This window comes from Kineococcus sp. DHX-1 (genome assembly GCF_042473625.1).
Classification (GTDB): domain Bacteria; phylum Actinomycetota; class Actinomycetes; order Actinomycetales; family Kineococcaceae; genus Kineococcus.
Genome location: NZ_CP170445.1, coordinates 174,497 through 193,782, shown reverse-complemented (window position 1 = coordinate 193,782; position 19,286 = coordinate 174,497). Strand labels below are relative to the sequence as shown.

The following is a 19,286-nucleotide window of genomic DNA, read 5'->3' as shown; positions in this document are numbered from 1 at the left end:
CCGTCCGGGTCACCGACCAAGGGTGTGGACTGAGTCCGACCAAGTCCTGGCGTTGCTCACGGGACCCGCTCCGCGGTGTAGTCGAAGACGTCGACCCGCGCGCCGGGGGCGTCGAAGAACGCGCTGCCGCTCTCGCGGAAGGCGCGCAGCGCCGGGTCGTCGGAGGCGTCGGCGAGGGCCGCCGTCCTCAGGTACCCCGACCAGCCGTGCGCGGCCAGCGGGTCCTCGCGCACCCCTTCCTGGTCGGACACGTCCCGCCGCACGACCGTCCGGTCCTCCGAGCCCGCGGCGTCCGTGCCGTCGAGGGCGGGGACGAGGTCGCCGTTGTGCTCGAGGGACACGGTCCGGATCCCCGGGGCGGCGGGCAGGCCGTCGGTCGGGGACCCGGCCGTCAGCACGTGGGTGACGTGGAACTCCGCGACCACGGCCGGGTCGGCCGCGAGCGAGGCGGCCGTCAGCCCGCCCTGGCTGTGCCCGGCGAGCATGACCGGTTCGTCCGGCCGGACCCCGGCCTGCCGCAGGGCGTCCACGACGGCGGTGCCCGTGGCGGTGGGCTCGCCGGCGACGGCGCGCAGGTTCGTCGTCAGGTCCATCGGGGTGCTGGTGCTGCCGGGCAGGGGCGTCCAGTCCTGCGTCCCGGGCACCTCGACGATCCACGCGACCGTCCCGTCGGCGTGCGTCACGCGTTCGAGGCGGATGCCTCCGGGTGCGGGTTCGCCCGCGGCGGAGAGGCGTCCGCCCACGGTGCCTGCCGCGGCCGTGTACCCCGTCGACTGGTGGGCGACCCCGTCGAGGACCTCGGCGAACCCGCGCGGCGGCCGGGACGGGACGGCGCGGGGGACGGTCTGGGGCGTGACGCGCACCGGCGTCTCGCGGAACAGCGGGGTCACGGCACCGGCCGAGGTCAGCAGCCCGGCGACGTCGGCGACGTCCTCGACCCCGGTGAGACCCGCCGCCCGGGCGAGGTCGGGCGTCAGCGCGGCCAGCTCCCGGACGACGTCCGGGTGGGCCGCGAGCAGCGTCCCCGCCCCCCGCAGGTCGACGAGCACGCGGTCGTCGACCTTCCCCACCTCCTCGGCCGCCGTCGCCGCGAGCACGCCGAGGTCGACGTCCCCCTCGACGGCCTGCGCGACGGCCGCGACGACCACGTGGTGCTCGACCTCCTGCAGCCGGAACAGCACGTCGGCGGCCACGACCGCCCCGGCGGTCCCGGCGAGTTCGGGGGCGGCGTCGACGACGGCCTGCGCGACGACCCGCCGCGCGAGGGCCACGACGGCGTCGGCGGTCTCGTCGCCGACCCGGTAGCGCAGCGAGGTGACCTCGAGGCGGCCCGCGAGGGCGAGCACCTGGGCCGCGACCGCGGGCGCCGAGACCCCACCGGCGACGATCCGCGCGAGATCGCCGGCCACGCGCCCGGCCGTCACGGGGGCGAGCGGGGCGCTCAACGGCAGCACCGGGTCTGCGGCCGTCAGCACGGCGACCGCGCCGACCCCGGCCACGGTCGCCGCCACGCCCGCGAGCTGCGCGGCCACCGCGTCGAGCTGGTCGGGGTCGACGGCGAAGCCGGCGTCGACGGTGATCCCGCCGCTCACACCGGACCCGCCATCGCCGTCGCGTGCGCGCGCAGGCTGCCGGCCGCCTCCTCGACCGTCTGGGCCAGGTGCTCGACCCGCTGCCCCGTCCGCCCCAGCTCGGCGCGGAAGCGGGTGGCGGCCAGGCCCGCCCACTCCACGTCCGCGGTGGCGAGGAGGTGGTGACGGACGGAGCGGACGTCCTCGGCCTCCGCAGCGAGGCGGCGGGCCAGGTTCTCGACGTGGGCCTGACCGGGATCCATGCGCAGCTCCTGCCGTGGGGGACGCGTCGTGGTCGACGCCGGGCGACCGTAGGTCGCCCGGAGCGGCTCCGGCCGGGGAGACGGTCGGAGCTGTGGACGGGCGGCCGCCGGGCTGCCCTGTGGAGACCGCGACGTCGTCGGCGCGCCGTCGTCCCCAGGGTGAGGATGGGCGCGTGAGCGAGACGTTCCTCAAGCGCCACGACCGTCCCGGCCCCCGGGACGCCGAGGCGGCGGGGTTGCGCTGGCTGGCCGCGGCCGGCGGTGTCGCGGTGTGCCCGGTGCTCGCCGTGCGGGACGACGGCCTGCTGCTGCGCCGCGTCGAGGGGGTCCCACCGACCGCCGCGGACGCGGAGGCGTTCGGACGCGACCTCGCCCGCACCCACGCCGCCGGGGCGGACCGGTTCGGCGCGCCGCCCCCGGACCTGGCGGGGGACGGCTGGATCGCGGCGCTGCCCTTGCCGATGACGACCACATCGACCCGCTGGAGCGAGTTCTTCGCCGAGCACCGGCTGCGTCCCCACCTGCGCGCCGCCCGCGACGCCGGGCACCTGACCGCGGCCGACGCCGAGGTCGTCGACGCGGTCTGCGAGCGTCTCCTCGCCGGCGACCTGCCGGGCGAACCGTCCGCGCCGGCCCGGCTGCACGGCGACCTGTGGTCGGGCAACGTGCTGTGGTCCTCCGACGGAGCGGTGCTCATCGACCCCGCCGCCCACGGCGGCCACCCGGAGACGGACCTGGCCATGCTGGCGCTGTTCGGGCTCCCGCACCTGGACCGGGTCCTCGCCGCCCACGCCGAAGCCGCGTCGCTCGCGCCCGGCTGGCGGCGGCGCGTCCCGCTGCACCAGCTGCACCCGCTGCTCGTGCACACCGTCCTGTTCGGCGGCGGGTACGCCGGGCAGGCGGTCCGCGCCGCACGCGAGACGCTGGCCCTGTGACCCACGAGTACCCGGTGGAGGTGGTCCACCTCCTCGTCTCCCCCGAGCACGCCTACTTCGGCCGCCCCCGCGACGGCGCCGCGGACGTCCCCACCCACACCCCGGACGTGGTCGAGGTCGTCGCCGGCAAGGGGATCCGCGGGGACCGGTTCTTCGGCAAGGCCGCGCACATGGACGCCGCGGTGACGTTCCTCGCCCTGGAGGCGTGGGAGGCCGTCGCCCGCGACCTGGAGCTGGACGCCGTCCCGGACCCGCTGCTGGCCCGGCGCAACGTGGTGGTCCGCGGGGTGGAGCTGGACCCGTTGCGCGGGCACGACTTCGACGTCGTCACGGCGGCCGGGTCCGTCACCCTGCACGGTGGTCGGCCGGCCAACCCCTGCGCCTGGATGGACCGTGTCGCGGCGCCGGGGGCGCACCGGGCGCTGCGCGGGCGCGGCGGTCTGCGCTGCACGCCGGTGACCGACGGCTGCATCGCCCTGGGCGCCGGGGTGCTGCGGTCCCCCGTCCCGCTCGACCCCGCCCGCGCGGGTGAACCGGTCCTGCGACGGCACCCCCTCCCCTGACGTGCGGTGCCCCGGAACTGCCCCGACGCTGGACGCATGGTGAAGAAGGGCGATCACGTCGAGTGGAACACCCCGCAGGGCACGACCGAGGGGAAGGTCACGGACAAGAAGACCGACGACTTCGAGCTGTACGGGCAGAAGCGGAAGGCGTCCGACGACGACCCGCAGCTCATCGTGGAGAGCGACAAGTCCGGCAAGAAGGCCGCGCACAAGGAGTCCTCGGTCGACAAGGCCTGACGGTCCCGCCGACCCGGGACCGCGGGAGCGGTGGTGGCGGCGTGGGACCATGTGGCCCGTGACCGACGAGCTGGACGCCGCCACCACCCTCACCGCCGCCGACCTGGGCGACCCCGCGCTGGGCCCCCTCGACGGGCGCTACCGCCGCTCCGTCGCCCCGCTGGCCGCGCACCTGTCCGAAGCGGCGCTGAACCGTCGGCGCATCCACGTCGAGGTCGAGTGGCTCGTCTTCCTCGGCTCGCACGACGTCGTCCCGGGTGTGCGCCGCATCACCGAGGACGAGACCGCGTTCCTGCGTGAACTGCCGCTGCGCTTCGACGCCGCGGCCGTCGCCGAACTCGGCGAGATCGAGCGCGTCACCGTGCACGACGTCAAGGCCGTCGAGTACTGGATCAAGCGCCGCCTCGAGGGCACGTCGCTCGCGGACGTCGCCGAACTCACCCACCTGTTCTGCACCAGCGAGGACATCAACAACCTCTCCTACGCGCTCATGGTCCGTGACGCCGTGCAGCAGGTCTGGCTGCCCGCCGCGACGAGCCTGGTCGACGACGTCGTCCGGATGGCCCACGACCTGCGCGACGTCCCGATGCTGTCGCGCACGCACGGCCAGCCCGCGACGCCGACGACGCTCGGCAAGGAACTCGCCGTCCTCGCCCACCGCATGCGCCGCCAGCTGCGCCGCACCGCGGACGCGGAGTTCCTCGGCAAGTTCAACGGCGCGACGGGGACGTACGCCGCGCACCGCGCCGCCGTCCCCACGACGGACTGGCCGGCCGTCTCGCGCGAGTTCGTCACCGGTCTCGGTCTCACCTGGAACCCGCTGACCACCCAGATCGAGTCGCACGACTGGCAGGCCGAGCTGTACGCCGACGTCGCCCGCTTCGGCCGGGTGCTGCACAACCTCTGCACCGACGTCTGGACGTACATCTCCTACGGGTTCTTCGCCCAGGTCCGCGGTCAGGGAACCGTCGGGTCCTCCACCATGCCGCACAAGGTGAACCCCATCCGCTTCGAGAACGCCGAGGCGAACCTCGAGGTCTCCGGCGGGCTGTTCCGGGTGCTGGAGGAGACGCTCACGACGTCGCGGATGCAGCGCGACCTCACCGACTCCTCCATGCAGCGCAACATCGGCGTCGCGTTCGGCCACTCGCTGCTGGCGATCGAGAACGCCCAGCGCGGCCTCGCCGGCCTCGACGCGATCCCCGCGGCGCTCGCGGCGGACCTGGACCAGAACTGGGAGGTCCTCGGCGAGGCCGTGCAGTCCGTCATGCGCGTGCACGGGCTGCCCGAACCCTACGAGCGCCTCAAGGAACTCACCCGCGGCCGCAAGGTCGACCAGGCCAAGCTGCAGGAGTTCGTCGCCGGTCTCGGCCTGCCCGAGGGCGAGGCGGCGCGGTTGTCGCTGCTGACGCCGGCCGACTACACGGGTGACGCCGCCGCACTGGTGTCCGTCCTCGACGAGGACTGAGCCGTGCGCGCCGTCCTGGTCACCGAGTTCGGCGCGCCCGCGCACCTGGCCGACGTCGACGACCCCACGCCCGCCCCGCACGGGGTCGTGGTGGCCGTCGAGGCCACGGGTGTGTGCCGCAGCGACTGGCACGCCTGGCAGGGGCACGACGACGACGTCGTCCTGCCGCACGTGCCGGGGCACGAACTCGCCGGGACGGTCGCCGCGGTCGGCGCCGACGTGCGGAACTGGCACGTCGGCGACCGCGTCACGACCCCGTTCGTCACGGCCTGCGGGACGTGCCCCGAGTGCGCCGCGGGCGCCCAGCAGGTCTGCCGGTCGCAGACCCAGCCGGGGTTCACCGGGTGGGGCTCGTTCGCCGAGCTGGTCGCGCTCGACCACGCCGACGTGAACCTCGTCGCCCTGCCCGAGGGTTTCTCCACCTCCGCCGCGGCCGCGCTCGGCTGCCGGGTCGCCACGGCGTTCCGCGCTGTCACCGACGTGGGGGCCGTGCGCGCCGGGGAGTTCGTCGCCGTGCACGGGGCCGGTGGGGTGGGGCTGTCCGCGGTCGCCGTCGCGGCCGCCGCCGGGGCGCGCGTCGTCGCCGTCGACCCCTCCCCCGCCGCCCGGGAGCTGGCGCTGACCTTCGGGGCGGAGCACGCCGTCCCGGCCGACGGCGCCGTCGAGGCGGTCCGTGAGTTCACCGGGGGCGGAGCCCACGTCTCCCTCGACGCCGTGGGCCTGCCCGCCACGTGCGAGGGGTCGGTGCGGTCCCTGCGCCGGCGCGGTCGGCACGTGCAGGTCGGGCTCCTGCCGGCCGCCGGCGGGAAGCCGTCGGTGCCGATGGACCTCGTCATCGCCGGGGAGCTGCAGGTGCTCGGCAGCCACGGTATGGCGGCGCACGACTACCCGCGCCTGCTGGCGCTCGTCGCGTCGGGGCGCTTCCCGCTCGCCGAGCTCGTGACGCGGGAACGCCCGCTGGAAGCCGGACCCCGCGCCCTGGCCGACGTCGGCGCCGCGACGACTGCGGGGATCACGGTCCTGCGCCCCTGAGGCGTCGTGCACGATGGGGGTCCACACCTGTCGAGGAGGACTCGTGACACTTCTGGACCCGCAGGACTTCGCCGGCCGCATCCACGTCGACGGCGCCTGGGTGCGCGGCGGCGGCGGCAGCACCCCCAGCGTCGAACCCGCCACGGGCGAGACCCTGGTCGAGGTCGGGATGGCGGACGCGGACGACGTCGCCCGCGCCGCGGAGGGCGCCGCGAAGGCCCAGCGCGAGTGGGCCGCCCTGCCGCACCCCGCCCGCGCCGCCGTCCTGCGCCGCGCCGGGCAGCTGTGGGAGGAGCACGCCGAGGAGATCTCCGGCTGGAACGTGCGCGAGGTCGGCGCCGTCCCGCCGCTGGCCGGGTTCGCCCTGCACGTCACGGCCGCCGAGTGCTACGAGGCGGCCGCGCTGCCCTCGGCGGCGTCGGGGTCGGTCCTGACGAGCGAGGAGCCGCGGCTGTCCCTGTCCCAGCGCGTGCCCGTCGGGGTCGTCGGCGTCATCTCCCCGTTCAACGTGCCGCTCATCCTGGGCATCCGGGCCGTCGCGCCCGCGCTGGCCCTCGGCAACGCCGTCCTGCTCAAGCCCGACCCCCGCACGGTCGTCACGGGCGGTGTGACGATGGTCCGGATCTTCGAGGAGGCCGGGCTGCCGCCAGGCGTGCTGCAGCTGGTCCCCGGCGGTGGGGACGTCGGGCAGGCCCTCGTCACCGAACCGCGCGTCCGCGTCATCGCGTTCACCGGTTCGACCCGCGCCGGTCGCAGCGTCGGCGAGCTGGCCGGCAAGCACCTCAAGCGCGCCCACCTCGAACTGGGCGGAAACTCCGCGTTCCTCGTCCGGCACGACGCCGACGTCGACGAGGCCGTGAACCTCGCGACGTGGGGTGCGTTCCTGCACCAGGGGCAGATCTGCATGACCGTCGGCCGGCACCTCGTGCACGAGTCGCTCTACGAGTCCTACGTCGAGAAGCTCGCGGCCAAGGCCGAGTCGATGCACGTCGGCGACCCCGCGGCCGGCCAGGTCCACCTCGGCCCGCTCATCGACGAGACCCAGCGCGACCGCGTCCACGGCCTCGTCGAGGACGCCGTCGCCAAGGGGGCGCAGCTGCGCGCCGGGGGCACGTACGAGGGCCTGTTCTACCGGCCGACCGTGCTCGCGAACCCGCCGCGCGACGCCGCCGCGTACTGCGACGAGGTGTTCGGCCCCGTCGCCTCCGTCGTCCCCTTCCGCGACGACGACGAGGCCGTGGCCCTCGCGGCCGACACGGAGTACGGCCTGTCGCTGGGGATCGTCACGGCCGACGCGATGGCCGGGTACGAGCTGGCGCAGCGCATCCCGACCGGCATCGTGCACATCAACGACCAGACGGTGAACGACGAGGCCAACGCCCCGTTCGGCGGGGTCGGGTCGTCGGGGACGGGCTCGCGGCACGGCGGGGTCGAGGCGAACGTCGAGGCGTTCACCGAGACGCGCTGGATCACGATGCGCCGCCGCCCGGGGTCCTACCCGTTCTGAGCCTCGCGGGTGCAGCCGCGGACCGGAACCCGCGGCTGCACCCATGGACCACCACCCACCGGGACCCGGTCCCGCGACCCTGCGCCGAGCCGTAGTCTCCCCGCCGTGGAGATCGCGATCGCGCTCGTGGCGCTGACGGTCGGGGTGTGCGCGGTGGCGGCGGCCTGCGACCGGTTCGGCTGGCCGACCCCGCTGGTGCTCGTCGTCGTGGGCGCGCTCGCCGCCCTCGTCCCAGGGGTCCCGTCGTTCACCCTCGGCCCGGAACTGGTCCTCAACGGCCTGCTCCCCCCGCTGCTCTACGCCGCCACCGCGTCGACGTCGCTCGTCGACTTCCGCCGCAACAAGACCGCGACGGTCCTCCTCTCGGTCGTCCTCGTGGTGTTCACGACGCTCGTCGTGGGGTGGACCACGTCGTGGCTGCTGCCGGGGGTCGCGCTGGCGGCGTGCATGGCGCTCGGCGCGGTCGTCGCCCCGCCGGACGCCGTGGCCGCCACCGCCATCGGACGGCGCCTGGGGCTGCCCCGCCGGGTCGCCACGATGCTCGAGGAGGAGAGCCTCCTCAACGACGCCTCCGCCCTCATCGCCCTGGCCGCGGCCACGTCGGCGCTGACGACGCAGTTGTCGCCCTGGCACATCGGCGGTGAGTTCGTCCTGGCCGTCGTGGGCGCGGTGCTCATCGGCGGCCTCGTCGCCGCCGTCCTGGCCGTCGTCCGCCGCCGCATCGAGAACCCCGTCCTCGACACCGCGGTCTCGTTCGTCGCCCCCTACCTCGCGTTCCTGCCGGCCGAGGCGTTCCACGTCTCCGGGGTGCTGGCGGTGGTCGTCACCGGCCTGGCGATGGCGCACGTCTCGCCGAAGGTGCAGACGGCGGCCTCCCGCGTGGCCGAGACGTTGAACTGGCGCACGGTCGCGTTCCTCCTGGAGAACGCGGTCTTCCTGCTCATCGGCCTGCAGTTCCCGCTGCTGCTGGCCGGGGCCGCCGAGAGCGGGTACTCCGGTGCCCGGGTCCTCGCCGTCTGCGCCGGCGTGCTCGTCGCCACGATCGCGGCCCGGTTCGTGTTCGTCTTCGCCGCCTCGGGCTTCTTCCACGCCGTGCCGCGCCTGCGCGCCCGGGCCTGGTCCCCGGGCGTCTCCCTGCTGCTGTCCTGGGCGGGGATGCGCGGGGTCGTCACCCTGGCCGCCGCGCAGCTCATCCCCGAGGACGTGCCCGGCCGGGACGTGCTGCTGCTCGCGGCGTTCACGACCGTGGTCGGGACGCTGCTCGTGCAGGGGCTGACGCTGCCGACGGTCGTGCGCCGGCTCGCGATCCCCGGCCCCGACCCCGCGCAGGACGCGCTCGCGGCCGCCGCCCTCGGCGACGCCGCGGCCGCGGCCGGGCTGCGCCGCCTCGACGAGCTGCTCACGGGCGACGAGCCGAAGCACCTGGTGGTGCAGCTGCGCGGTCGGTCGAAGTCCCGCTCGCACGCCGCGTGGGAACGGCTGGGCCGTCCCTCGTCCGACGTCATGACCCCGTCGGTCGTCTACTCCACGCTGCGACTGGAGATGCTCGCCGCCGAACGCGCCGTCGTCGTGCAGGCCCGCGACCGCGGCGCCGCCAGCCCGGAGGTCCTGCAGCGCGCCCTGGCCGACGTCGACTTCGAGGAGGCGCTGCTCGACCGCCTCGAGGACCTCGAACCCCTGGCGCCCGACCGCGCCCTGGCCCCCCGCACGGCCGGCGAGGGCTGCGACCACCTGCGCGTCTCGGTCGGGCGGGACGAGGCGACGCAGCGCTGGGGCGCACCGCCGCTCGGGTGCGCCGAGTGCGTCGCCGCGGGCAAGGCGTGGGTGCACCTGCGGACCTGCCTGCACTGCGGCTACACCGGCTGCTGCGACTCCTCCGAGCTGCGGCACTCCCGCGCCCACTTCACCGCGACGGCCCACCCGACGATGGTCAGCGCCGAACCCGGCGAGGCGTGGCGGTGGTGCTGGGTGGACTCACAGCTGGGCTGACCCAGACTGGAGGGGTGCCCCTCTACGCCGACCTGCCCGCCCGCCGGACCCGGCAGGTGGTCGGCGACGCCGGCTGCCTGCTCGTCGTCGTCGCCTCGGTCCTGGCCGGCCGGGCCGTGCACGCCGCCGTCGCGGGTGTGGCGGACCCGGCGCGCCGGTTCGCGGACGGGTCCACGGCGCTCGCCGACGGGCTGCGCTCGACGGGCGGTTCGCTGGAGCGCGCCCCGCTCGTGGGGGACGACGTGGCGGGGTTGCTGGACCGCTCCGCCGACAGCGCCGCGTCCCTGGCCCGGGCCGCCGGGGAGCAGCGCGACGCCGTGCTGCACCTGGCGACCGTCCTGGGGCTGCTGACGGCGTTGCTGCCGGTCCTGGTCGTCGTGGGGGTGCGGGTCGTGCGGCGCCTGCGCTGGGCGGCGCGGGCCCGGGACGCGCGCCGGCTGGCGGGCACCTCAGCCGGGGACCGCGTGCTCGCGCTGCGGGCGTTGCAGCGCAGGCCGGGACCGGTCCTGCTCGCCGTCGACCCCGATCCGGCCACGGGCTGGCTGACGGGGGACGCGCGCGTCGTGGCCGACCTGGCGGACCTCGAGCTCGCGGCGCTCGGGGTCCGGCGGCCCGCCGGAGTCACTGCAGCGCGGACGTGAGCCGCGCGACGTTCTCCTTGATGACCTGCATCCGCGACCGCGCCAGCCACTGCTCCAGGGTGAGCTCGGCGCACTTGGCGCGGTACTCGTCCTCGACGCGGCGCAGGTCGTCGGAGAACTCCCGGCCGCACACCATGAGGGTGAGTTCGAGGTCGAGCAGGAACGAGCGCATGTCCATGTTCGAGGAACCGATGACGGCGACCTCCTCGTCGACCGTCATGTGCTTGGCGTGCAGCACGTACGGCGCGGGGTAGCGGAAGATCCGCACGCCCGCGCGCAGCAGGTTCTCGTAGTAGGAGCACTCGGCGTAGTGCACGAGCGCCTGGTCGCCGAGCTCGGAGACGAACAGCTCGACGTCCACGCCCCGTTCGGCGGCCGTCGTGATCGCCGACAGCATCGACTCGTCCGGCACGAAGTACGGGCTCGTGATGGAGATGCGGCGCTGGGCGGAGTACAGCAGCGCGTTGAACAGCTTGAGGTTGTTCTCCCCGTCGAAACCCGGCCCGCTGGGGACGACCTGGCACTCCAGCCGTCCCGGGGAACCCACCGGGGAGACCTCGGGGCGCTCGGACTGCAGGAGCTCGTCCGTCTCGGAGTACCAGTCGGTGATGAACATGGCCTCGACCCCGGAGACGACCGGCCCCTCGAGCCGGACCATGAGGTCCTGCCACTGCAGGCCGCGCTTGAGGTTCCCGCGCTTGTTGTAGCTGCGGTCCAGCACGTTCTGCGACCCCAGCCACGCGACGTCGCCGTCGACGACGAGGAGCTTGCGGTGGTTGCGCAGGTCCGGGCGCTGGTACTTCAGCTTGTGCAGCTGCACCGGCAGCATCGGGTGCCACTCGACCCCGATGTCCTCGAGGTAGCGGATGGTCCGCCGGTACCCGGGGTAGCGCAGGGACCCCACGTGGTCCAGCAGGAGCCGGACCTTCACGCCCCGCTCGACGGCGCGTTCCAGGGCCGTGAAGAACGGTTCGCTCGTCGGGTCCTTGGTCATGATGTAGAACTCGACGTGGACGTACTCGCGGGCACCGTCGATGCTGCGGGCCATCGCCCGGATCGCCTCGTCGTACTCCCCGCACAGCACGGCGGAGTTCCCGCCGACGAGCGGCATGGACCCGAGGTTGCGGTTCAGCTCGACGATCCCGGACAGCCACGGCGGCCACGGGTGCTCGGTCGAGACGAGGTCGATGCCCTTGGTGGAGTCGAGGATCAGCTGGTTGATCTCCCGCTGCTTGCGCCGGCGGGCGCGCGGCAGCTTCGGGTTGCCGATGAGCAGGAACGCCGCGACCCCGACGTAGGGGATGAAGAAGATCGTCAGCAACCACGCCAGGGCCGAACTCGGTCGCCGGTTCACCGGGACGACGGCGACGGCCGTGACGCGCACGACGAGGTCGACGACGAGCAGGGCGATGGCCGACGCCGTCAGCGAGGGCAGCCAGTCGGGCCAGTCCATCCGGGTCCGCGCTCAGATCTCGACGGTGCCGCGCGTGGTCTCGAACGTCACCGAGCGCAGGCCCGTCGCACGCGGGCTGCCCACGACGTCGAGCCAGGTGAACTCGACGCGGTCCGGGGTGAACTCCGCCGACAACCCGAGCCAGTTGCGCACGCGCGAACGCTGACCGGCGATCGTGAGACCCGCGAGGCGCGTCCCGCCGGCCAGCGAGAGCGCCGACGGGTGCTGGGTCTGCGGGCCGTCCCACTCGATGAGCAGGGGCAGCTGGGGTTCGGTGTTGAGGGCGGGGGCGCCGATCTGCCGCCAGCGCAGCTCGACCCCGTCGGGACGGCGGCGCACGCCCTCCTCGATGTCCTCGCCGAGCCGGTCGCGGTAGCTCTCGATGTCCTCGACGAGGACGCTCCACGCGAACCAGCCGCCGCCGGCCTCGGTGCGCTCACGGACGGCCCGCCCGAAGAGCGCCTTGTCGGCGACGGGGTGGTCGAGGACCTCCACGACCTCGACGTAGGTGCCCTCCGACAACGGCAGGACCGCGTTGCGGGTGCCGAAGCGGGGGTGGGGACCACCCTCGACGACCCGCACGCCGAGCCGCGCCGCCAGGGACCGGGCGCTCTCGGCCAGGCCCTCCGGCCCGGCGGCGAAGCCGACGTGGTCCACGCGCATGCCGGTCAGCCTCTCAGGCCCGTTCCGCGCCGACCGCCGCGGGCTCCCCCGCGCGCTCGCTCTCGTGCCCGTCCGCGAGCGCCAGCACGTCCGCCGCGTCGAACGCCCGCGGTCCCAGGCCCTCGCGCACCGACGTCGCGGCGAGCAGCTGCAGGGCCTCGTTGACGGGGGTGGGGACGTCGTGCCGGCGGCCCAGGTGGACGATCTCGCCGTTCAGCCAGTCGGTCTCGATGGAGCCGCCGCGGTGCAGGCTCTGCCAGCTCGAGGAGCCCAGGCGCTCGGTCCCGGCGACCTCGGCCGTCTGGAAGCCGAGCTCGGCCAGCTGCGGGAGCGCCCGCTCGCGGGTCAGCGCCGGGGAACCGGCCGCGGCCAGGACGGCCTCGCCCTCCGCGCGGGCCCGCGACCGCAGCTCCTCCCAGCCCGGCCCCGGCCGGCAGACGGCGTCGAGGGCGTTGCCGCTGTTGTCGAGCAGCTTGCCGCGCTTGGCGGCCATGACGTCGTCGCTGACGGCCGTCGCGAACCCCGAGGCGGCGAGGTCGGCCGCGATGGTCTCGACCAGCTCGTCCCGGCCGTGCGGGTAGCGCCCGAGGACGAGGCCGCCGGAGACGGGCGTGCCCTCGGAGATGACGACGCCGGGTTCGAGGTGGCTGGCGGGCAGGAACACGCAGGCCCCGACGACGCGGCGGAACCACCGCAGCGCCAGCCGCTCGCCCTCGACCCCGTTCTGCGCGCAGACGACGGGCAGGGTCTGACCGGCCGTGGAGTCCCCGACGGGGGCGGCGGCCCAGTCGGCGAGCAGCGCCGCCGCGTCCTGGACCTTCACGGCGAGGACGAGCACGTCGTCGGGCGTGAGCTCGACGTCCGCCGGCGAGTTCGCGACCGGGGCGTGCAGCTCGACGGGCCCGGTCGGCGTCAGCAGCTGCAACCCCCTGGCGCGCAGGCGGTCGGCGTGCGCGCCACGGGCGACGAGGACGACCTCGTGACCGTGCTGTCCCAGGCGGCCCCCGAGGGTCCCGCCGATGGCTCCTGCTCCGATGACGACGTAGCGCACCGTGGCAGTCAAGCACCACCTCGGAGGTGCAACCCGGTGGGGACGGACGGACCGGGGTCGACGCTCACGCGGTGCCCGCCATGAGCCAGCGCCGGACGCCGACCTCGAGCAGCGCCCCCGGGGTCCCGTCGCCCAGGGGGTCCCGCACGTCCCATCCGTACTTGGCGTCGAAGGCGGCGACGACCTCGTCCGGGTACCCGCTGGTGCGCACGGCCGCGTCCCCCTCGGCCACGACCGGCGCGTCCCCGTCGGGCAGGGCGAGGCTGACGCGCGGGTCGGCGCGCACGTTGCGCACCTTGACGCTGTGGGCCGCCGTCCCGATCCAGAAGGCGCCGGCGAGGTGGACGAACCAGACGGGGGTCAGGTGCGGGGACCCGTCGGGGCGCAGGGTGCAGCACCAGAGGGTGCGCTCGGTCCTCAGGCGGGCCGGGACCGTGTCGTCCACAGCCTCCAGTCTGCCGTGACCGCTCTGTCGGAGGACGGTGGCAGCATCCGGGGCATGTCCGCTGGAGCAGTCCCTCAGCCCGTGAGCGCCGACGCGCGCGCCGACCTGCGCGCCGAGGCCGAGGAGGTCCTGCGCCGCCTGGTCGGCGACCCGGCCGCGGCCCTGCGCGAGGACCAGTGGACGGCGATCGAGGCGCTCGTGGCCGACCGGCGCCGGGCCCTGGTCGTCCAGCGGACGGGGTGGGGCAAGTCGGCGGTGTACTTCGTGGCGACGGCCCTGCTGCGCGCCCGCGGGTCCGGCCCGACGGTCATCGTCTCCCCCCTGCTCGCGTTGATGCGCAACCAGATCGCGGCCGCCGAACGGGCCGGCGTGCGGGCCGTGACGGTGAACTCGACCAACGGGGACGACTGGGGCCGGGTGTACGAGGAGGTCCGCGCGGGCGCCGTCGACGTCCTCCTCGTCTCCCCCGAACGCCTCAACAACCCCGGGTTCCGCGACGAGGTGCTGCCCCCGCTGGCCGCGACCACGGGGTTGCTCGTCGTCGACGAGGCGCACTGCGTCTCGGACTGGGGCCACGACTTCCGGCCGGACTACCGCCGGATCCGGACGCTGCTGGCCGACCTGCCCGACGGGATCCCGGTCCTGGCCACCACGGCGACGGCGAACGCGCGCGTGACGGCCGACGTCGCCGAGCAGTTGTCGGTGACGGGCACCCGCACGCTCGAGGACGTGCTGGTCCTGCGGGGTTCCCTGGACCGGGAGTCGTTGCGGCTGGCCGTCGTCCGGATGCCCTCGCACGCCCACCGGCTCGCGTGGCTGGTGCAGCACCTCCCGGAACTGCCCGGGTCGGGGATCGTCTACGTGCTGACGGTGTCGGCGGCCACCGACGTCGCCGCGCACCTGCGCTCGCACGGCATCGAGGCCGTCCCGTACACCGGGCAGACGGAGGCCGTGGAGCGGCTGCAGGCCGAGGACGACCTCGTCAACGACCGGGTGAAGGTGCTCGTCGCGACGAGCGCGCTGGGCATGGGGTTCGACAAACCGGACCTGGGGTTCGTGGTGCACCTGGGGGCACCGAGTTCCCCGATCGCCTACTACCAGCAGGTGGGGCGCGCGGGCCGCGGCATCGACAACGCCGAGGTCGTGCTGCTGCCGGGCGCCGAGGACCGCGACATCTGGCGGTACTTCGCCTCGATCGGGTTCCCGGCCGAGGAGGACGTGCGCCTCGCGCTGAGCGTCCTGGCCGACGCCGGAGAACCCCTGTCCACGCAGGCCCTGGAGACGCGGGTGACGTTGCGGCGCAACCGCCTCGAACTCATGCTCAAGGTGCTCGACGTCGACGGCGCCGTCCGGCGGGTGAAGGGCGGATGGCAGGCGACGGGTCAGGAGTGGGCCTACGACGCCGAACGGTACGCGCGGGTCAGCGCGACCCGCGAGGTCGAGCAGCAGGCGATGGTCGACTACGTCAGCACGACGGGGTGCCGGCTGGAGTTCCTGCGCCGCGCCCTGGACGACGCGGACGCGGCACCGTGCGGCCGCTGCGACAACTGCGGGGGTTTCGACGTCGCGGTCACCGTCGACGAGACGGCCGTGGCGCAGGCCGGCGCGGACCTGGACCGACCCGGTGTCCCCCTGGAACCGAAGAAGGTGTGGCCCACGGGCATGAAGGGGATGGACGTCGCCCTGTCCGGGCGGATCGCGCCGGCGGAGCAACCCGGCGTCGGTCGCGCGGTGGCCCGGACCACCGACCTCGGCTGGGGTGGGCCGGTGCGCGAACTGTTCGCCCCCGGTTCCCCGGACCAGGAGACGCCGGTCCCGCTGCGGCACGCCGCGGCCGCCGTGCTCGACGACTGGGCGCGCGAGCTGGGTCTCGACGGGATCGTGGCCATGTGCTCGGCCTCGCGTCCCCAGCTCGTGTCCCACCTCGCGGACGGTCTGGCGCGGTACACGGGGCTCCCGCTGGTGACGACGTTCCGTCTGCTCGACGACTCCCCGACGCGGACGGACGTGAACTCCGCGCACCGGCTGGCCCAGGTCGTGCGGCGCTTCGAACTCCCCGACCCCGACCTCGTCCGCGGCCGCAACCTGCTGCTCGTGGACGACCGGACGCGCAGCGGCTGGACGTTGACGGTCGCCTCCCGACTCGTTCGGCGGGCCGGGGCGGACTCGGTGTGGCCGTTCGTCCTCGCCGACGGCGAGTGACGGGCAGACGCCCGGGTCAGCCCCCGAGTCGGACGGCGGCCCGGACGGCCGTGCCGAGCAACCGCGACGCCCCGCGGCGGGGCAGCGCCGCGATGCGGTCCGCGAGCGCCGGCAACCGGTGCGCCGTGCCGGCCTGGACGGCCGCGGCCACGAGGACGGCCGCTCGCTGGTGGGTGTCCATCGCGCTGTGCCCGAGACCGGGCAGCTCGAGCAGGACCCCGTCGGGCAGGAGGTCCACCAGACGCTCGGCGATCGGCCGCGGCGTCCGCAGGTCGAGGTCGCCGGACACCACGACCGTGGGCCACGTGAACCCCGGGACGAGCGACGGCAGGTCGTACGGTTCGCCCCGGTACGGCGGACGCGAGGCGGCCACGCGGGCGAAGGCGACCTGCGGGTCCAGCGGCCCGCCGTCCGGCGGCAGCCCGTACCCGAGCTGGCCGAAGCCGATGCCGGCCACGAGGTCGGGTTCGGTGACGTGGCGCACTCCCCGGCCGTCGAGCTCACCCTCGGAGAGCCGTGCGACCTGCCGCCACAGCCCCGCGAGCTTCCCCTCCGCACGCGCGCGCAGCAGCCGCAGCAGTGCCTCGGGGCCCGCGAACTCGTAGACGGTGGGGACCACGGAGGCGACCTCGTCCGGGTCGGCGTCCACCGACCGCACCGCAGCGGCCAGCGGGGTGTCGGCGTCCCACAGCAGCCGACGCCGGTGCGCCCGGACGGCCACGAGGTCGTCGGCCACGGACAGCAGCGGCGAGTCCAGGACCATCGCCGCGACGCGGTGCGGGTGCCGGACCCCGAACACCTGCGCCAGGTAGGTCCCGTAGGAACTGCCGTCGACGACGACCCGCTCGATCCGGAGGTGGTCCAGGACCGCGGCCAGGTCGTCCGCCGCGGCCTCGACGGTCACCTCGGCGACCGGCAGGTCACGACCCGCGCCGTCCGTGCGGGACAACCCGATCCCCCGGTGCTCGACCATCACCGAGCCGACGCCGTGGGCGGCGGCCGTGGCGCGCAACCGCTCGTACGGCAGGACGGACGCCATGCCGGGGCCCCCGGGGACGACCAGGACGGGGACGTCCTGCGGGGGACCGGAGCGGACCCACGTCAGCGGGAACGACCCGCCCCCAGCGAGGGGGCGGTCGAGCGTGCCCCCGGTCCTGTCGCGCAGCGCCCGCGCGGGCACCCCGAGTACGTCCACTCCTCCTGAACGCCCCCGGGACGCCTCAGTTCCCCGGGAGGGGCGGCCCGTCGACCTCGACCTCCTCGGCGCGGAGCGTGGTCTCGACCACCACCTCGCCGGACACCGTCTCGACCCCGACGCGCACGAGTTCGACGGGGTGCACGCGGAGCGTGACCTCGGGGACCTCCTCGTGGAGCACGACGACGAGTTCCTCGACGGGCACCGAGGGGTCCACGTCCGGGACGGGGTCACCCGGTCCGAGCGGTTCGTGGACGACGACGAGCTGCTCGACCCGGACGGGCACCTCGACGGTGCGCGTCGTCTCGACGATGCGCTTGCTGATGCGGACGCGTTCCCGGGCCACCCGCACGGTGCGGGTGCGCAGCGCCTCCGCCGACAGGACCACCTCGGGGGTGGCCCCGTCGGCCGGGACGTCGTCGGGGCGGTGGTTCAGGAGCGGTCCGCCCCGCGCGTGGTGCGCTCGCCCGCGTCGAGGTCGATCTGCTCCTCGCGCAGTTCGGCCTGCACGGTCTCCTCGCCCTGGACGGTCTCGGTGTCGAGGCGCACGCGCTCCACCGGGACGGTCTCCTTCTCGGCGACGGCGCGCTCCTCGGTGAGGACCACCTCGTGCTCCTCCTCCGTCAGGTCACCGCCGGACAGGGCGGCGCCGCGGTTCTCCTCCGTGATGGGCTCGCGCGTGACGCGGACCTCCTCGTGCGAGACGGGCACGGTGCGCGACACGTTCTCGGTGGTGATGTGCTTGCGCAGGCGGGCGCGGCCGCGCTCCACCGTCTCGGTGCCCACGCGCAGCTCCTCCTTGGAACGCGTCATGGCGTCGTCCGTGGTGGGGCCCGACGTGTCGTGGCCGACGGTGTCGTGACCCACGGTGCTCCGCTCGCGGGTGTCGTCGGCCAGGTCGTACCCGGCGCCGCCGGTCGTCGCCGTGCCCGTCGCGTCACCGGTCGCGGTGCCGGTGTCCCGGACTGCCTGCCCCGTCCCGAGGCCGTAGTACCGGTAGAGCTCGTCCTCGTCGGACTCGCTGAGCTCGCGGCCCGGGTCGTGGTGCGGGGCGTCCTTGACCTTCGCCTTGCCGAACGGCACGGTCAGCGTCCCCGCGTTCGCCTGCGCCTCGGCGAGGGGGATGAGGGACAGGTTGGAACCGAACAGACCGGTCTTGACCGAGACCCACTCGGGCTGGCCGGTCGCGTTGTCGAGGTAGACGTCCTCGACCTTGCCGATCTTGTCGCCGTCGTCGGCGACGACGGTCGCTTCGTAGAGGTCCTCGGGCGTGAAGCTGTTGCGGGCCATGGTCTCCCTCTCGTCCTGCAGTCGCGGATCGCGGTGATCGTCGCGGTGTTCCTCACGTGTTCCTCGCGACGTCCCGCCTCCTCCTTCCCGCTGGGAGCGCGTTCAACCGTGGGGTTGTCGACGGTTCCACGGGGTAGGAGGTGGCTGCCGGTGACTGCACCGGCGTCGCGCGGAGGAGTTCCGCGGCGGCGACGCACCGAGGAGGAGCAGGACACCGTGGGAGAACGTCAGACCGTCATCCGTTCGCTGCACGACATCGGGCTGGCCGCCTGGTTCGGCGGTTCGCTGTTCGGGGCGGTCGGCCTCAACGGTGCCTCCGCGGCCGTGGGCGACCCGTCCGACCGCACGCACGTCGCCGCCGCCGGCTGGGCCCGGTGGGCGCCGGTGAACGCGGCCGCGCTGGCGGCGCACTCCGTCGGCGCCATCGGGCTGCTGACCGCGAACCGCGGCCGGGTCGTGGCCCAGTCGGGGACGCGCGGGAACAGCGCCGTCAAGACCGTGGTGACCCTGGCCGCGATGGGCGTGACCGCCTGGTCCGGGCTGGAGGGGGCTCGCCTCGGGAAGGACTCCAAGGCGCCGGCGAACTCCGGCGTCGACCCGAACGCGGACACCCCGCCGGACGTGGCGTCGTCCATGAAGAAGCTGAAGGTGCTGCAGTGGACCATTCCGGCACTGACGGGCGTCCTGCTCGTCCTGACGGCTCAGCAGGGTGAGCAGCAGAAGGCGTCGCAGGTCGTGAAGGGCTTGCTGCCGGGCCGTCGCTGAGAACCACCGACGAGAT

General features: G+C 74.8%; 19 protein-coding genes. 10 read left to right on the top strand and 9 right to left on the bottom strand.

The window, feature by feature from the left end; all coding sequences use genetic code 11:
• Positions 1-56: 56 nt before the first annotated feature.
• Positions 57-1,592 (bottom strand): hypothetical protein, encoded by a 1,536-nt coding sequence (locus ACFEMC_RS00855; RefSeq protein ID WP_380172684.1) that lies wholly within the window; start codon positions 1,590-1,592, stop codon positions 57-59.
• On the bottom strand, positions 1,589-1,834 hold the full coding sequence (locus tag ACFEMC_RS00850) for a hypothetical protein (RefSeq protein WP_380172682.1): 246 nt from the start codon (positions 1,832-1,834) through the stop codon (positions 1,589-1,591). The genes ACFEMC_RS00855 and ACFEMC_RS00850 overlap by 4 nt, the downstream gene beginning before the upstream one ends.
• Before the next feature lie 173 nt (positions 1,835-2,007).
• Here ACFEMC_RS00850 and ACFEMC_RS00845 point away from each other — a divergent pair, with 173 nt between their 5' ends.
• The 8 genes from ACFEMC_RS00845 to ACFEMC_RS00810 all read left to right on the top strand — a co-directional run bounded on the left by ACFEMC_RS00845 (position 2,008) and on the right by ACFEMC_RS00810 (position 10,206).
• Positions 2,008-2,769 carry a fructosamine kinase family protein gene (locus tag ACFEMC_RS00845; protein ID WP_380172680.1) on the top strand — a complete coding sequence of 254 codons (762 nt, stop codon included), beginning with the start codon at positions 2,008-2,010 and terminating at the stop codon, positions 2,767-2,769.
• Complete coding sequence (locus ACFEMC_RS00840) at positions 2,766-3,332, top strand: molybdenum cofactor biosysynthesis protein (protein ID WP_380172678.1); 567 nt, start codon at positions 2,766-2,768, stop codon at positions 3,330-3,332. The genes ACFEMC_RS00845 and ACFEMC_RS00840 overlap by 4 nt, the downstream gene beginning before the upstream one ends.
• 36 nt (positions 3,333-3,368) lie before the next feature.
• A complete protein-coding gene (locus ACFEMC_RS00835; protein WP_380172676.1) occupies positions 3,369-3,569 on the top strand; it encodes a DUF2945 domain-containing protein in 201 nt (66 codons plus the stop codon).
• Between the two features lie 49 nt (positions 3,570-3,618).
• The gene (gene purB, locus ACFEMC_RS00830; protein WP_380172674.1) at positions 3,619-5,037 is read left to right on the top strand and encodes an adenylosuccinate lyase; all 1,419 of its coding nucleotides are present in this window, start codon (positions 3,619-3,621) and stop codon (positions 5,035-5,037) included.
• A gap of 3 nt (positions 5,038-5,040) precedes the next feature.
• Complete coding sequence (locus ACFEMC_RS00825; RefSeq protein WP_380172672.1) at positions 5,041-6,069, top strand: zinc-binding dehydrogenase; 1,029 nt, start codon at positions 5,041-5,043, stop codon at positions 6,067-6,069.
• Between the two features lie 43 nt (positions 6,070-6,112).
• Positions 6,113-7,576, top strand: coding sequence for an aldehyde dehydrogenase family protein (locus ACFEMC_RS00820; RefSeq protein WP_380172670.1), 1,464 nt, complete (start codon positions 6,113-6,115; stop codon positions 7,574-7,576).
• 105 nt (positions 7,577-7,681) lie between these two features.
• Positions 7,682-9,565, top strand: coding sequence for a cation:proton antiporter (locus tag ACFEMC_RS00815; protein ID WP_380172668.1), 1,884 nt, complete (start codon positions 7,682-7,684; stop codon positions 9,563-9,565).
• 14 nt (positions 9,566-9,579) lie between these two features.
• Entirely contained in the window at positions 9,580-10,206 is a 627-nt protein-coding gene (locus tag ACFEMC_RS00810; RefSeq protein WP_380172666.1) for a hypothetical protein, read from the top strand.
• On the opposite strand, the gene cls is transcribed toward ACFEMC_RS00810, so the two are convergent.
• From cls to ACFEMC_RS00790, 4 genes are read right to left on the bottom strand one after another with little or no spacing between them, the layout of a single operon-like run.
• Positions 10,187-11,659 (bottom strand): cardiolipin synthase, encoded by a 1,473-nt coding sequence (cls, locus tag ACFEMC_RS00805; protein ID WP_380172664.1) that lies wholly within the window; start codon positions 11,657-11,659, stop codon positions 10,187-10,189. The genes ACFEMC_RS00810 and cls overlap by 20 nt on opposite strands.
• A gap of 12 nt (positions 11,660-11,671) precedes the next feature.
• Positions 11,672-12,322: a VOC family protein gene (locus tag ACFEMC_RS00800; RefSeq protein ID WP_380172662.1), complete on the bottom strand. Its 651-nt coding sequence runs from the start codon at positions 12,320-12,322 to the stop codon at positions 11,672-11,674.
• Positions 12,323-12,335: 13 nt separating this feature from the next.
• A complete protein-coding gene (locus tag ACFEMC_RS00795; RefSeq protein WP_380172660.1) occupies positions 12,336-13,385 on the bottom strand; it encodes a ketopantoate reductase family protein in 1,050 nt (349 codons plus the stop codon).
• 52 nt (positions 13,386-13,437) lie between these two features.
• A complete protein-coding gene (locus ACFEMC_RS00790; protein WP_380172658.1) occupies positions 13,438-13,818 on the bottom strand; it encodes a pyridoxamine 5'-phosphate oxidase family protein in 381 nt (126 codons plus the stop codon).
• Between the two features lie 54 nt (positions 13,819-13,872).
• On the opposite strand from ACFEMC_RS00790, the gene ACFEMC_RS00785 reads away from it, so the two are divergent.
• Complete coding sequence (locus ACFEMC_RS00785) at positions 13,873-16,020, top strand: RecQ family ATP-dependent DNA helicase (RefSeq protein WP_380172656.1); 2,148 nt, start codon at positions 13,873-13,875, stop codon at positions 16,018-16,020.
• Positions 16,021-16,036: 16 nt separating this feature from the next.
• Here ACFEMC_RS00785 and ACFEMC_RS00780 read toward each other — a convergent pair whose 3' ends face one another.
• The 3 genes from ACFEMC_RS00780 to ACFEMC_RS00770 are packed head-to-tail and all read right to left on the bottom strand — an operon-like array spanning position 16,037 to position 18,505.
• On the bottom strand, positions 16,037-17,200 hold the full coding sequence (locus tag ACFEMC_RS00780; RefSeq protein WP_380172654.1) for an alpha/beta hydrolase: 1,164 nt from the start codon (positions 17,198-17,200) through the stop codon (positions 16,037-16,039).
• A gap of 40 nt (positions 17,201-17,240) precedes the next feature.
• Positions 17,241-17,603, bottom strand: coding sequence for a DUF2382 domain-containing protein (locus ACFEMC_RS00775; RefSeq protein WP_380172652.1), 363 nt, complete (start codon positions 17,601-17,603; stop codon positions 17,241-17,243).
• Between the two features lie 44 nt (positions 17,604-17,647).
• Positions 17,648-18,505 (bottom strand): DUF2382 domain-containing protein, encoded by an 858-nt coding sequence (locus ACFEMC_RS00770; RefSeq protein ID WP_380172650.1) that lies wholly within the window; start codon positions 18,503-18,505, stop codon positions 17,648-17,650.
• Between the two features lie 150 nt (positions 18,506-18,655).
• On the opposite strand from ACFEMC_RS00770, the gene ACFEMC_RS00765 reads away from it, so the two are divergent.
• Entirely contained in the window at positions 18,656-19,270 is a 615-nt protein-coding gene (locus ACFEMC_RS00765) for a hypothetical protein (protein ID WP_380172648.1), read from the top strand.
• The last annotated feature ends 16 nt before the right edge of the window (positions 19,271-19,286 follow it).